The following is a 13,903-nucleotide window of genomic DNA, read 5'->3' as shown; positions in this document are numbered from 1 at the left end:
TACGTACGGTTTTCCGTATACGGCGCTACGTTTGTATTTACTTACGATTATTGAGGTAGTATTCCAACGGGTTGACCAGTCCTGGTCGACCTGTTTTCCTACTTGGCAGGGCCAGTACTTTCGGGCTGAGAGCGTAATTTACCACATCCATTCCACTCCTCCGATACCATCCTAGGCGTGAGTTGGCTACCTTGTATGTATCTTCATCGGTGAAATTACAATGGAACATAGCGTTAAGCCTTTGGAGATTTGTGTCTATACGCTTCGGTTTCTTCCATTGCTTGATGATGATGACTCTGACTTTGTGCCGCATCCACTGTCCATATTCATCGAGGAAAGCCTTCATATCTCCGATGATGAAATAATTGATCCATCCTCTGACGATCTGATTCAGTTTTGTGAATGTGACGGCCAGAGGTCTGGATATTGCTTCCTTGCGTTGCAGGACAGCCTTGGTTTTCGCCATCAGCCGTTTCTTTCTGTCATCACTCGGTTTGCAGTGCCATCCGTCTTTTGCCTTCCAGTACGTAAAGCCTAGGAACTCGCTGTGTGTTGGCCTGACCACCTTTGTCTTGGTTGGACTGACCTTCAGAAACAGCTTTCGTTCCAGCCATGAGGCTACCGACTTCATCACTCTGTCTGCCGCCATTTCGCTCTTCACGAAGATGTCGCAGTCATCTGCGTACCGCACAAAATGCAGTCCTCTGCTCTCCAGTTCTTTGTCAAATTTATCGAGATAAATAAGGCTAAGTATCGGACTGAGGGGTCCGCCTTGCGGAACGCCTAGTTCAGTTGGTGATACGAGTCCGTTCACCATGACGCCAGCCTTCAGAAAGGACCGGATCAGGTGTAACGTTCTCTTGTCGTTTACCTTTTCTCTCAAAATGGAGATTAATTTGTCATGATTCACCGTATCGAAATACTTTTCGATGTCGAGATCAATCACCCAGTCGTATCCGCTGTTCAGATTATTCAGGACATCCTTCATCGCATCATGTGCGCTTCTGTTTGGCCTGAATCCATAACTATGGTCACTGAATGTGCTGTCGTAGATGCCGCTGAGTACCTGGGCTGCTGCCTGCTGTACCACCCGGTCTGCGACTGACGGAATACCTAATGGCCTTTGCTTGCCATTGGGCTTGGGTATATAGACCCTGCGGACTGGTTTCGGTCTGTACTGCATGTTCCGGATCTGCTGTTTGATTATTTCTTTATGTTTAGAGAAATACTCATCCAGCTCACTGGTTTTCATGCCGTCCACGCCGGCCGCGCCACGGTTTCTCTTAACCCTTCTGATCGCTTCTTCCAAGTTTTCGTCACTCAGAATCACTTCAATTAATTCCATACCGCTGTGCCATTCCTTTCTATCTGTAGATTATTCAGAATCATCCCGGGGCCCTTTGCCGTCAGAGGTTACGATCCTCTGCTGTAGGCTTATCCTCCCTTTCGGACTATCCGAACATTGCGTATAGTGGGGCACACTATACAAACATTAGGTCCTTCGCTCCACTTCCGTTACAGAAGCTTCATCACTACTATGACCTCAGCTGACTTCCTGCGATAGACCTTTATCCGACCAGATGATAACGATAGCTGTTTAAAAGCGTCTCGGTTTCCCTGTGTTTAGGTTCATCTGTCCGCAGGATCTCTCGGGGTAAGACACACATCTGTAATTTCCATAGCTTCCTGATTTACCGGTCGGCTTTACGTTTGTCTTTTGGACTTCAGCTTGCATAGCAGCCTTATCCGCCTTATGGCCTCAATCAGGTTTCTGTACGTAAGCTCAGAAATATGCTAGCTACTGCTTTCGCTCTGGGTTATTCACCCTCGGCTGGTAGTTCACTTCGCTTGGCGACAAATACCCGCGGCCTGCCTCTATTGCAGGCTAGATGTGTGCCATGCCCGACACACTATGCAAAATACCCGCACGATTTTCCCACGGGTATTTCTTAATCTGATTGTTTATTCCTGTTCTGCCTGCATGGCAGCCTCTGCTGCCTTAATCATGATCGCACACTCAATTCTCTTGCGGAAGATCTCACAGCCATACTCATACGTACCATGGATATCACCTGTAGCATGGTAGGCATTGGCTGCACAGCCGCCGGCACAATACAGTCTTGCCCAGCAGTTGTCACAATCATGGCGGGCATACACATTGCACTGGCGGAATTCATCCCGCAGTTTTGTATTCGTGACGCCATCCCAGATATTGCCCATCTTGTAGTTTTCATCACCCACAAACTGATGGCATGGATACAGATCACCCTGGGCTGTGACAGCCAGATATTCCGTGCCGGAACCGCAGCCGGAGATTCTCTTGTAAATGCACGGGCCATGTTCGAGATTGATCATGTAGTGATAGAACGTGATCGGGTGGCCTGCTTTTTCTCTTCGGATCATATCCCTGGCCAGGATCTCATACTGTTCAAAGATGACCGGAAGATCTTCTTTGGTCAAAGCAGAAGGAGAAGAAGGATCTGCTACTACCGGCTCCATGGACAGTTCATCAAAGCCAAGATCATCCGCCATGTGGAAGATATCTTTGGTGAAGTCTGTGTTGTAGTGGGTAAAGGTGCCGCGCATATAGTATCCTTTTCCTCCGCGGGCCTTTACCAGTTTCTGGAAGTTTGGCACAATGCGGTCATAGGAACCATGTCCTGCCTTATCCACACGGAAACGGTCATTGACCTCCTTGCGGCCATCCAGAGACAGCACGACGTTGTAGCACTCTTTGTTGGCCCATGCAATGACCTCATCATTCAGATTGACGCCATTGGTCGTCAAGGTGAAGCGGAAGTTCTTTCCCTTTTCCTTCTCAATTGAGCGGGCATAGGCAACCAGCTGTTTGCAAACCTCAAAGTTGACAAGCGGCTCCCCACCGAAGAAGTCCACTTCCAGGTTCCTTCTGGTACCGCTGTTTTCAATCAGAAAGTCCAGAGCTCTTTTGCCTGTCTCGAAACTCATCAGACCGGTCTTGTTATCATACTTGCCCTGGCTGGCAAAGCAGTAGGAACAGTTCAGATTGCATGTATGGGCCACCAGCAGGCACAGTGCCTTGACGACATTGGACTTGTTCTTCAGTTTTCCTGCCAATGGGGCAAACGTATCTTCGGTAAACAGCTTCTTCTGGGCAGTCAGCGCATCAATGTCCGCAAAGGTATCCGCAATATCCTTTTCAGAAACGATCTCCCCGGGATTGCCATCCGTATCCTGCAGCTGCCTGCCAAGATACTTCTCGGTGATTTCTTTCTGTGCCTCTTCTTTGGACAGACCTTTGTCCAGAAGGGCAATGGCATCATAGGCCATATCATCCGTGACATGGACAGAAGCACTGTACACATCCAGGACGATGTTATATCCATTCAGTTTGTATTGATGAATCATGCTTAATCCTCCAAAACGCAAACAGACCGGAACAGCACCAGTGCCGTTCCGGCCCATCTTTCTTCATACCCTGTACAACAACTTACTTGTTGTTCTTATTCTCACAGTTCTGATTGGCAATACCGCAGGATGTCTTGCATGCACTCTGGCAGGATGTCTGGCACTCGCCGCAGCCGCCGTTACATACAGACTTCTCCATGTCGCGCGTATTCAATGTTGCAATATGCTTCATTTCCACATTCCTCTCTTTCCTTGTCTTTCAAGTATTGTAGCATTCCTGTCAAGCTGACAACAGACTTTACTTCTTTGTACTTTTTGCTTTCTTGTCCTTCCTGCCATTGCCCGTATGTGCATTGAACCAGTCGGTAATCTCCTGCATTCTTCTGATACGGTGCAGCGGTTTGCCAGAGCGGGAGAGCTCATGTGTTTCTCCATGGAAAATGCACATGCGGGTTTCCACATTTCTGACCGCCAGTGCCTGCATCATCTGCATGCCTTCCGGCAGCGGGCAGCGTCTGTCCTCATCTGAATGGATGAACAAGGTCGGTGTCTTGACATTCTCAGCATATTTCAGCGGAGAATGTTCCCAGAGCTTGTCATATTCAAACGGTGTTTTGGCTGCATTCTGATCTGCACCGAAGTACGGGCCGATATCACTAATGAAGGACATGGAAACCCAGTTGGATATAGAACGCTGGGAAGCAGCGGCACAGAAGCGGTCTGTATGCGTAATGATCCAGTTGGTCATAAAGCCGCCATAGGAGCCGCCGGTCTCACACACACGCTTGGGATCGATGGCAGGATACTTCTTCAGTACCGCATCCATGAAGTCCATCAGGTTCTGGTAATCCACTTCACCATACTTGCCGCGGATATCTGCAAAGGCATCGCCGCGTCCGTCAGATCCGCGAATATTGGTGTAGAAGACAAAGTAGCCCTCACTTGCCCATACCTGCATCTCATGGAAGAACATCTCACCATAGACACAGCGCGGTCCGCCATGAATATCAAACACAGCCGGATACTTCTTTTTCTCATTGTATCCCTTCGGCAGCAGCACCCATCCATTGAGCACCTCACCCTGGGATGTATAGACAAGCTTCTGCGGCTGCGCAATATACTTGTCCTTCAAAGCTTCATCATTATAGGCCGTCACTCTCTTCAGACCAGATCCATCCCTGTCCATCACATACACCTCAGACAGATGATTCCAGTCCTGGCCTGCAAAGGCAATCTGATCCTCATTGGCAGCCAGACAGTAGGCATTGATTCCCTGAGTAGAAATCTCCTTCCGGGAGAACTTCTTGTCAAAGTCGAGCAGCACCGTATAGTAATCCTTTGTAGCAATCGTAATCCAGTGATTCCTGACACTGACAGATTCCCTGCCGCCGCCAAGCGTTGTATCACCAACCACAGAATCATACAGAGAAATCTCAGGCTTGAAGATTACTTCCAGCTTATCCTTTTCAATACGGGAAACTTTTCCTGTTTCATTGACCCCGTACTCTTTGAGATCACATGCCTGGCCATACAGCTTTCCGTTCAATACAAACAGATTATTGAAGCTCATGCCATCTTTTCCATAGATCGTCTCTGTCTTTTCTGTTTTGACATCGTACGCATATACCCTGTTATACAGAGACTGACGGCGGGTACGCTCATTGCCGGAATAAATAATGCGCTCACCATCCACCAGCATCGCATCCGTATCAAAAGCCGGAGCCGTCAGGCGCTTTACACCAAACGGATTCAGCTCAATCAGGAACAATGCCGTACGATTGCCATTGACGAAGTTCTGGCCATTGAACCAGTACGGCACCTCATCTACAACCTGATAATTCTCATGCTCTTCCTTCTGCTCATCCGCATACTTCTTTCTGCCTTCCTCATCCAGCAGATATACATCCGGATTGTGCATATCAATCGTACCAAGAGCCGCATATACGCCATCCTTTACCTTCTTCACAGAGCTCATGGCAAATGGCAGGGTAAAAGCTTTGACGGCTTCACCGCCATCAATATGAATACGGTACAGATCCGTTGTCAAAGCAGCAGTATCCTCCGTATGGCGGGATAACAGCAGCGTATTGTCATCTTCCCAGCATACAATCGAAGCATTCAGCGTACTGGTCAGCTGCACCGGCCTGTTATCACGCAGAACCCACACATCACGCTTATACGTATTCTTCTTCTCATCCGCATACGCTACCTGCCATGCAAGCGTCTTCCCATCCGGGCTGTACTGCAGATTTTCTACATAGTGATACGTCACAAGATCATGAATCGTAATCTTCTCACTCATATCCGTCCTCTTTCCTTGAATTCCTTCACCAGAAACGTCATACTGACCGTCTTGGCATCCGGAATCTTTCCGTCTGCTATTTTATCAGTCAGCTCCGCCAATGTCATTTTAGACAGCTCCAGATACTCATCATCATCCGTATGCTGCCCGGCAAACTTTCCCTGTCGGGCATAATACAGATCAATCACCTCAGAATCATAGGCAGGCGTTGGATAAATCTTGCCAAGATACACCCAGTCAGTACCTTTATAGCCTGTTTCCTCTACAATCTCACGCTTTGCCGTTGTCAAAGGATCCTCTCCCTTTTCCTTCTTGCCAGCCGGAAACTCAACAGTCACCTCATGCTGGGCATAACGATACTGGCTCACCAGAAAGAACCTGCCGGATTCATCTTCCAGCGCAATGCCAACACCACCGGGATGTTCCACCACCTCACGGGGCGCATTCGTGCCATCCGGCATCTCTGCCACATCCTTATGCACATGCAGAATCTTCCCATCATACACAGATTCCTGTTTCAGTGTCTTTTCATCCAGATTCATCACACACTCTTCCTTTCGCGAGTATAGTAATGCAAAAGGAGACATTCATGAAGAAGAAAGTATATTTTGCCGGCAGTATCCGCGGCGGCAGAGAAGATGCCCAGCTGTACAAAGATGCCATTCAGCACATCCAGGAAACAGATATCGTATTAACCGAACATGTCGGTGATCTCACCCGCTCAATCCATGAACAGGAAAGAGACAGGGATAACCTCATCTACACCCAGGACACAAACTGGCTGAAAGAATGTGATCTTGTCATCGCTGAATGCACAAGACCATCCCTCGGCGTCGGCTATGAACTCGCCTTTGCAGAAAGCCTGAGAAAACCAGTCTTTGTCTTTTACAGACCAGAAAAGTGCCAGCTCTCCGCCATGATCAAAGGAGATCCTTATTTCAGTATCTTTACATACAGAACCAGGGAAGAACTGTTCCAGAAGATTGATGACATTCTGCAACAATAACTTTATTTTGAAGGCAAATGGCAGATTTACCTATATTTATGGGATATCTGCTTTTTTCTAAATGCAGTGGAATAACTGGTTTCTGAAATGTAATCGCTTTCATGCTAGAATTACAGACAGAGAGGTATTGTATGATGAGATCATATTCCTATCTGAACGCGAAATATGCGCTTGTTTCTGCTGCTTATATGATGCTGGTGGTAGCGGTAGGCGGCTATGCCTACAACTTTCTGTCTCAGTCTGGTCTGTCTGATGGCATGGCCGGCACTGTTATTACCTGCGTATCTCTGACTGGTCTGATTCTGCAGACTGTATTTGGCTCTGTCATTGATTCTTCTGAAAAGCTCAGTGAGAAAAGCTTTATTTCTCTGACCATGATTCTGGCAGCAGTCCTGGCCATTGTGCTGTTATTTGTGAAAAATACAATATTTCTGTGCATTCTGGTAATCTGCTGCTTTACGATGTGCACTTCCGGTTTTCCATTCTTTAATTCTCTTGCTTTTGCTTATGAAAAACAGGGACATGCGATCAACTATGGCATTGGCCGCGGTATTGGCTCTGCTGCCTATGCAGTAGGTTCTTCCCTGCTGGGAACTCTCTGGGGACACTATGGCAAAGCTGTCATGCCATGGTATCTGCTGGTGTTTGCTTTGATTACATGGACGCTGATGCAGATGATGCCAGATCCTGTTCATGAAAGGAACCAAGAGAAGAAGACTGAGAATACCGGCTATATCCGCTTCTTCCACAAATACAGGCGTATTCTGCTGCCGGCTGCTGCTATGATCATGCTGTACTTCTGTCATATGCTGGTCAATACGTATCTGGCCAAGATCATTGCTTCGATTATTGGCGCACAGCAGGCAGGCACTGCCGGTACGGTGGAAGGCTTCCAGGGAACTGCCCTGTTTATTCAGGCTATGTGTGAACTGCCCACCATGTTTGTTTTTGCCTGGCTGATGAAAAAAGCATCGGTAAACAGACTGATGATATTCTCTGCCGTCATCTATTCCCTCAAGCATGCAATTATCCTGTTTGCTTCTAATATCGGCATGCTGTACTTTGCCATGGTCCTGCAGATGCTGTCCTACGCCATCCTTGTCCCGGGCAGTGTCTACTTTGCCAATGAGATTGTTTCCGGGGAAGATCGCAACAAGGGACAGGCTGTTATGGCAGCCACCACGACGGTTGGCGGTCTGCTGTCCTCCTTCATCGGCGGCCAGCTCTTCCAGCACTTCGACGTACATACGGTCATTGCCATCGGCACTGCCGTATCCATGATCGGCACGATACTGATGATTGCCGGCATCACAAAAATTGAAAAGAAGTCATAAATAAAAGCCAGGCTTTACATCTTGCCTGGTTTTATTCTGCTTTCTGATAAATCTCTTCCAGCAGTTTTGTACCTGTCTTTGTCCGGTAGATGTTCTTCTTTCCTTCCTCTATAGCCTCTTTGGACATGTGGCTTTCATCCGCATTGACCAGGAAGTCTGCTTCCAGCAGAATGCGGTAATCCCTGCCATCCACATTGGTATATGTATGATGATGGCTGACAAGATACACAATCCGTTCCTTCATGCTTTCCGGAATATCCACATCTTTAAAGAATTCTTCTGTTAATGGTCCGCCTTCCTTTTCCTGATACACACCATTGGTATTGCCATACTTCTTCCGGCATAACGGACAGGCAATGTCATGCACAATTGCTGCCAGTTCCAGCGTTTCCTGTTCCTCATCGCTCAGATTCTCCAGAATACCAATTGTCCTGGCAAAACTGTGCACCTTTGTATAATGCGCAATATCATGCAGATTACCCTGCGAATACGCCGCCATCTTTACCATCACCTGTGCAACCATCTTCTCATCCATATGCGTCATCCTTTCACTAGTAATTTGCACTCATTATACGCGCATCCTTGAAAGTCATTTATGAAAATGATCTGACAATCAGGGCCAACTCATATCATCTGCAGTATCATGAAACAAGCACAGAAAGGACAATCTCATGAACTTTGATCCCATGTATCAGCCCTATGCCGGCAATCGTTATTGTTTAACTGCAAATCATGGCATGGTAGCCACCGGCAGTGCTCCGGCTGCAGTGGCAGGTCTTCTCATCCTGCAGAAAGGCGGCAATGCCATAGACGCTGCTGTGGCCACAGCCGCTGCCTTAACCGTCTGTGAGCCAACCGCCAATGGCCTTGGTGCCGACGCCTTTGCCATCATCTGCTGCAACAACCAACTCTATGGCCTCAATGCCTCCGGTTATTCTCCCTATGACATTTCTCTTGATAAGCTGTCTTCATTTCAGAAAATGCCAACCCATGGCTGGGCTCCCGTCATGGTCCCGGGTGCTGTCAAAGGATGGGGTGAACTGGTAAAGAGGTTTGGCAGGCTGACATTAAAGGAAGATCTCGCCCCGGCTATTGATTACGCCGAAAACGGATATGCGGCAGGGCCAATGCTGGCATACATGTGGAACAAAGCCGCCAATCGTTTTCAACAGATTTTCAAAGGAAAACATGAGTTTGATGCCTGGTTTGATACATTCACGAAGGACGGAAAAGCGCCACAGTTTGGTGACCTTGTCATCCTCAAGGACCATGCGAAAACGTTGAGAATGATCGCCGACACCACTACCGATGCCTTCTATCATGGTGAAATCGCAGACAGAATTGAAGCACAGAGCATTCGTGACGGTGGATATCTGAGAAAGAAAGATCTCGAAGATTATCGGGTTACATGGGTGGATCCGGTATCCGTCAATTATCATGGCTATGATGTGTTTGAACTGCCGCCCAATGGCCAGGGTATTACAGCCCTGATGGCATTGAATATTCTGAATCAGTTCCACTTTGATCATCGTGATGTCAACAGTATTCACACAGCCATTGAAGCCATGAAGATTGCGTTTGCGGATGGGCTGGAAGCTATTACGGATCCAAAGGAAATGAAGCAGGATTACAGAGATTTCCTCAAAGAAGAATATAGCAGAGAGAATGCAAAGCGCATTGATCCTGACAAAGCAAACATCTATACAAGAGAGACACCTCCAAAGAGTGGAACGGTATATCTTGCCACAGCAGACAAAGATGGCAATATGGTCTCCTACATTCAGTCCAATTACATGGGCTTTGGCTCTGGCATTGTCATTGAAGACACCGGCATTGCCCTGCAGAATCGAGGAGCAGATTTCTCCCTTAACAGAAATGATGCCAATGTCCTTGCCCCACACAAGAAAAGCTATCACACAATCATTCCAGGATTCCTTTGCAAAGAAGGAAAGCCATTGGGAGCATTTGGCGTCATGGGTGGATATATGCAGCCGCAGGGACATGTACAATTGCTTACCAACATGATTGACTTCCATCTCAATCCACAAATGGCTCTGGATGCGCCAAGATGGCAATGGACAAGAGAAAACAAGATTCTGTTGGAGCCAGAGTTTGACAATGCAATTGCCCAGGCATTGGTAAGAAAGGGACATGAGATCCAGATTGCCACAGAACGCACACCCTTTGGCCGAGGACAGTGTATTCTGCGCAAGGAAAATGGTGTGCTGATTGGTGCCACTGAATCACGCACCGATGGAAACATTGCCTGCTGGTAAGTAAGCAGATTTTCATAAAAGTCAGGCGATTCGACCTGCCATTTCTTATACAATGAAATGATTCATATCACCCGACTGAATGAAATCTGCTTTCATTTCCTCATGCCCCAGTGCCTCCGGCAGCCATTTCAGCATGTATTTCATGCCAAACTCTTCCACATTGAAGTGGCCTACGGCAAGAATTGCCTTGGAATCGCCAAGCATCATGCCATCCCGCATATATTCATTCACCGTGTAGTCGATCAGTTCCATAGTAATAAGGCAGTCAACCTGGTGCGCATTGATATAGCTGATCGTTTCCTTATCCGCAAAACCTATACAGTGCATTGGAATAGCGATCCTTCTGATAACTGTCTCAGGATCACCAATCAGACGAATTCCATTCAAGTTGATACCGCTAATAATCTTTCTTGCAAGTTCTTTTACATGAATTCCATCCGGAACATACAGTTCAATGGGCATACCACCAAATTGAACCGGATTCTTTGCTTTACTAACATAATATTGTTCAAGACCAGCATAATGCAAGAAGCCGAGGAAGATGCCATCGTACCAGCCGCCATTGCCATCGGGAATGCCAGAATGAATGTAATCATGATCGCGCCAGACCGTAATGCCATATTCATCCAGCAATGCTTTCTTACGCAGATAGACACTGTTTTTCTCATTCTGCAGCCAATCCTGATGATCACCATGATTCCAGAACAAGGCTTCATGAGAAATGATCAAATTAGCACCAAGTTCATGCGTCTTTCTGATCACATCTACAGACGCAAAGCATGTTGTTACGATACCGGTACACCCTTTGTCTGTATCACCATATAGGACCTGATCTCTTGTTGTTTTCGGATCAATTGGGTTACCGTCACGATCAAATCCTCTGGAATAGGATTTGATCTTTGCAATTACCTCAGATATTTTCATTCATCTCTCACTTTCTCCGGCACATAGATAATATTCCCCTCACCACCATCCTGGCGTCTGTTTGTGGAAAAATCAATTTTTCTTGCCGCAAAACATTTCATGCCATTGAATTCAATCTCCTGATGGTCGTCTGTTCCATCCAGAATTGACTTTGCAATTGCAATATCTTCATGAAGCAAAGACATCGGAGACTCACAAGTGCCATGCTGGCGAAGAATGCGATCATAAAGAGGCTGCAGATCCTTCAGTTTCTTTAACGTAATTCTAGTGAACGTTTCAACAGAAGTGCATTCCTTCATGCAGAATAACGTGAATACACCACACGCATCACCATAAAGCATTGTCCTATCTTCTTTGACAAGAAAAACCATCATGCCTTGGGTATGTCCTGGCGCATGATATGCCGTTACATGTACATTTCCAAGATCGAATTCATCTCTATCGTGCAGATTTGTAAAATCATCGTTATGTAAAGGCACAAACAGATCTTCACTGTAATCATCCAGATTCTTGACATAATTGCCCAGAAACTTCTTTCGCGCAGGAATTTCTCCGTGCTCATGATATAAATCAAGATCAGCAAGATTCATATATACCTTGCTCCACTGGCCGGCACCGCCTGCATGATCGAGATGACCATGAGAAAGAACCACATCGTATGGCTGGTCTGCCAGCCTATCCACATAGGTTTTCAGATCTCCGAATCCATATCCCGTATCAATGAGAACGCCTCTTTCATTTCCGCGGATATAATACATGCATGCATCATTCCAGAAAGCACGGATTCTGGTAATATGCTCTGTTACTTTTTCATTGCTATAGAATTCCATCTTCCTCTCCTTCTAACGTCAAAGAAGCGGCAGAGCCGCCTCTTTGCAATTATTCCTTTGTGGCTTGTTCAGTCTTCATTCTCTTTTCTTCTTCAATCTGCTGTCTATCAAAGATTTTCATGAAAGGTGTGAAAATCACCATATCAACAACCATCAGAACAAGAATCAGAATCAGTGCTGGTACATTTCCACCTGTGGCAAGGAATGCCTGCAGTGGAGCAGGAACTGTAAATGGCATTGTGATATAGAAACGGCCGACTATATGAGCACTTGCCAATGCATAATAGACACAAATATTCAGAATCTGACAGATCACGGATGGAATGAAATAATACAGGTTCAACACTTCCGGCAGACCGAATACATATGGTTCAGCAATATTGAAGAAGGCAGGAACAGCTGCAACTTTTGCCAGGGATCTTGTACGCTCAGACTTAGCGAATAGCAGAAGCCAGAGATTCATACCGCAATTGCCAAGAATCCAGCCGCCAAACACAGCAGTCATAGAGCCGGCATAAATGTATGGAAGCTGTGTTACAGCTGTACCAGCTGCAACTGCCTCGGCATTGGCCGCAATTGCCGCTGTTGTAATCGGTGTGGTAATTGCACTCATCATGTTGTCACCATGAATACCAAAGAACCAGAACAGTGATGTCAGCAGAGAAAGAATCAGAATAGATGGCAATGTTCCTGATGCTCTCATCAGAGGCTGGAAAATCGTGTAAATCAGATCTGTAATGCCGCCGCCTGTGAAATGAACAAGCACCGCATTGATGATTGAGAACAAAACGACATTGAATACCAGGGCAATCAGAACATTGAACGGAGCTGCCACATTCGGAGGTACACTGTCAGGCAATTTGATCTTGATGTTATGCTTGTCAAATGCCCGTGTGATTTCAACGGTCAGAAGCGCAATAATCATGGCACCAAACATATAGCCGGCACCAAGTCTTGCATCATTCAATGTGCCATTTTCAATGTCCAGGGCACCAGAAACAACCAGGAACACCAGCAATGAAGCTATCATGTTATTGATTCCGTTCATCTTATAGTTTGTTGCAAGACGATAGGAAACCCCGCAGACAACATAAATTGAGATGATGCCAATTGTCAGCATATAAGGCGTAATCAACAGTGAATAGTTATTCGCCGCCCACGCCTTCCATGCCAGCAGGAACGCATAGAAGAAATTGCTTGGCTCAGTAATTGAAGCCGGTACTGGTGGAATGGCCAGCAGAATAGAGAAACCACCAACAATTGTTGCCGGAATCAAAATTGTCAGACCATCACGAACTGCTGCCAGATGACGCTGGTTGCCAATCTTGGATGCAACCGGAACCAGATACTGCATCATCCAGTCGGAAAACCGCTCTAGTGCGGATTCCTTTTTCTTTACTTCAGACATACGTTTTCCTCCCGATGTAGAAGGATCTTCATGCATCATCAATGTACGAATATAGTCATCCAACTGTTCACCATCACACTTGGCATACAGATCCGCAGGCAACTGAATAACAGAAATTTCATCAAACTGGTCCGCTAGTTTCTGAATCTCATTCAGCTGAAAACTCATCTGCGGTGCTACTAGAATATAGTCATATCTGCCTATCACCATTGGAAGTTCACTATATCCTATTGCATCAATATGCCAGCACTCATCCTCTCGCAAATGCTTTTCCATCTGAGCGACAAGTATTGATGTTGAATTTCCACCGGAACATACCAGCAGAACGTACACTGGTTTTTGCATGTAACTCCTTTCACTATCTGAAGTATGAACTTTTCTCTTTGGATTTGTGGCTGAACATTTCCGTTTTAAAAAGGAAATCATGCTACTATTT

12 protein-coding genes are annotated in these 13,903 nt (G+C 46.4%); 3 read left to right on the top strand and 9 right to left on the bottom strand.

The genetic code is table 11. The features are described 5' to 3' along the window. Positions 1–37 precede the first annotated feature (37 nt). The 5 genes from ltrA to DHU66_RS04265 all read right to left on the bottom strand — a co-directional run bounded on the left by ltrA (position 38) and on the right by DHU66_RS04265 (position 6,231). Positions 38–1,345 (bottom strand): group II intron reverse transcriptase/maturase, encoded by a 1,308-nt coding sequence (gene ltrA / locus DHU66_RS04285; protein ID WP_108774013.1) that lies wholly within the window; start codon positions 1,343–1,345, stop codon positions 38–40. Positions 1,346–1,962: 617 nt separating this feature from the next. Next, positions 1,963–3,387 carry a thioether cross-link-forming SCIFF peptide maturase gene (gene scfB / locus DHU66_RS04280; protein ID WP_108774654.1) on the bottom strand — a complete coding sequence of 475 codons (1,425 nt, stop codon included), beginning with the start codon at positions 3,385–3,387 and terminating at the stop codon, positions 1,963–1,965. Between the two features lie 82 nt (positions 3,388–3,469). Beyond that, positions 3,470–3,619 (bottom strand): six-cysteine ranthipeptide SCIFF, encoded by a 150-nt coding sequence (scfA, locus tag DHU66_RS04275; protein WP_108774653.1) that lies wholly within the window; start codon positions 3,617–3,619, stop codon positions 3,470–3,472. A 66-nt stretch (positions 3,620–3,685) separates the two neighbouring features. Beyond that, positions 3,686–5,689 (bottom strand): alpha/beta hydrolase family protein, encoded by a 2,004-nt coding sequence (locus DHU66_RS04270; protein WP_108774652.1) that lies wholly within the window; start codon positions 5,687–5,689, stop codon positions 3,686–3,688. Further along, positions 5,686–6,231, bottom strand: coding sequence for an NUDIX domain-containing protein (locus DHU66_RS04265; RefSeq protein ID WP_167836251.1), 546 nt, complete (start codon positions 6,229–6,231; stop codon positions 5,686–5,688). The genes DHU66_RS04270 and DHU66_RS04265 overlap by 4 nt, the downstream gene beginning before the upstream one ends. Positions 6,232–6,278: 47 nt before the next feature. Here DHU66_RS04265 and DHU66_RS04260 point away from each other — a divergent pair, with 47 nt between their 5' ends. Both DHU66_RS04260 and DHU66_RS04255 read left to right on the top strand, forming a co-directional pair. Beyond that, positions 6,279–6,695, top strand: a complete 417-nt coding sequence (locus tag DHU66_RS04260) for a nucleoside 2-deoxyribosyltransferase (protein WP_108774650.1) — start codon at positions 6,279–6,281, stop codon at positions 6,693–6,695. A 131-nt stretch (positions 6,696–6,826) separates the two neighbouring features. Beyond that, positions 6,827–8,029 carry an MFS transporter gene (locus tag DHU66_RS04255; protein ID WP_167836250.1) on the top strand — a complete coding sequence of 401 codons (1,203 nt, stop codon included), beginning with the start codon at positions 6,827–6,829 and terminating at the stop codon, positions 8,027–8,029. Positions 8,030–8,060: 31 nt separating this feature from the next. On the opposite strand, the gene DHU66_RS04250 is transcribed toward DHU66_RS04255, so the two are convergent. After that, complete coding sequence (locus DHU66_RS04250) at positions 8,061–8,564, bottom strand: HD domain-containing protein (RefSeq protein ID WP_209451735.1); 504 nt, start codon at positions 8,562–8,564, stop codon at positions 8,061–8,063. Between the two features lie 136 nt (positions 8,565–8,700). On the opposite strand from DHU66_RS04250, the gene DHU66_RS04245 reads away from it, so the two are divergent. Continuing rightward, the gene (locus tag DHU66_RS04245; protein WP_108774648.1) at positions 8,701–10,305 is read left to right on the top strand and encodes a gamma-glutamyltransferase family protein; all 1,605 of its coding nucleotides are present in this window, start codon (positions 8,701–8,703) and stop codon (positions 10,303–10,305) included. A gap of 45 nt (positions 10,306–10,350) precedes the next feature. On the opposite strand, the gene DHU66_RS04240 is transcribed toward DHU66_RS04245, so the two are convergent. The 3 genes from DHU66_RS04240 to DHU66_RS04230 are packed head-to-tail and all read right to left on the bottom strand — an operon-like array spanning position 10,351 to position 13,812. Further along, positions 10,351–11,229: a Nif3-like dinuclear metal center hexameric protein gene (locus DHU66_RS04240; RefSeq protein WP_108774647.1), complete on the bottom strand. Its 879-nt coding sequence runs from the start codon at positions 11,227–11,229 to the stop codon at positions 10,351–10,353. Then, a complete protein-coding gene (locus DHU66_RS04235) occupies positions 11,226–12,059 on the bottom strand; it encodes an MBL fold metallo-hydrolase (protein ID WP_108774646.1) in 834 nt (277 codons plus the stop codon). Before DHU66_RS04235 ends, DHU66_RS04240 begins: the two co-directional genes overlap by 4 nt. A 49-nt stretch (positions 12,060–12,108) precedes the next feature. After that, complete coding sequence (locus DHU66_RS04230; protein ID WP_167836249.1) at positions 12,109–13,812, bottom strand: PTS transporter subunit EIIC; 1,704 nt, start codon at positions 13,810–13,812, stop codon at positions 12,109–12,111. Positions 13,813–13,903 lie beyond the last annotated feature (91 nt).

It is taken from the genome of Lactimicrobium massiliense (genome assembly GCF_900343155.1).
Taxonomy (GTDB): domain Bacteria; phylum Bacillota_I; class Bacilli_A; order Erysipelotrichales; family Erysipelotrichaceae; genus Bulleidia; species Bulleidia massiliensis.
Note: the sequence above shows the minus strand (reverse complement) of the source record. Positions and strands in the feature narration are given on the sequence as shown.

What these genes read in the sequence shown, in the direction of transcription:
- DHU66_RS04270 (WP_108774652.1), bottom strand. Translation starts at nt 5,689, where the DNA reads ATGAGTGAGAAGATTACGATTCATGATCTTGTGACGTATCACTATGTA.
- DHU66_RS04235 (WP_108774646.1), bottom strand. Translation starts at nt 12,059, where the DNA reads ATGGAATTCTATAGCAATGAAAAAGTAACAGAGCATATTACCAGAATC.
- DHU66_RS04265 (WP_167836251.1), bottom strand. Translation starts at nt 6,231, where the DNA reads ATGAATCTGGATGAAAAGACACTGAAACAGGAATCTGTGTATGATGGG.
- ltrA (WP_108774013.1), bottom strand. Translation starts at nt 1,345, where the DNA reads ATGGAATTAATTGAAGTGATTCTGAGTGACGAAAACTTGGAAGAAGCG.
- DHU66_RS04255 (WP_167836250.1), top strand. Translation starts at nt 6,827, where the DNA reads ATGATGAGATCATATTCCTATCTGAACGCGAAATATGCGCTTGTTTCT.
- DHU66_RS04260 (WP_108774650.1), top strand. Translation starts at nt 6,279, where the DNA reads ATGAAGAAGAAAGTATATTTTGCCGGCAGTATCCGCGGCGGCAGAGAA.
- scfB (WP_108774654.1), bottom strand. Translation starts at nt 3,387, where the DNA reads ATGATTCATCAATACAAACTGAATGGATATAACATCGTCCTGGATGTG.
- scfA (WP_108774653.1), bottom strand. Translation starts at nt 3,619, where the DNA reads ATGAAGCATATTGCAACATTGAATACGCGCGACATGGAGAAGTCTGTA.
- DHU66_RS04250 (WP_209451735.1), bottom strand. Translation starts at nt 8,564, where the DNA reads ATGGATGAGAAGATGGTTGCACAGGTGATGGTAAAGATGGCGGCGTAT.
- DHU66_RS04245 (WP_108774648.1), top strand. Translation starts at nt 8,701, where the DNA reads ATGAACTTTGATCCCATGTATCAGCCCTATGCCGGCAATCGTTATTGT.
- DHU66_RS04230 (WP_167836249.1), bottom strand. Translation starts at nt 13,812, where the DNA reads ATGCAAAAACCAGTGTACGTTCTGCTGGTATGTTCCGGTGGAAATTCA.
- DHU66_RS04240 (WP_108774647.1), bottom strand. Translation starts at nt 11,229, where the DNA reads ATGAAAATATCTGAGGTAATTGCAAAGATCAAATCCTATTCCAGAGGA.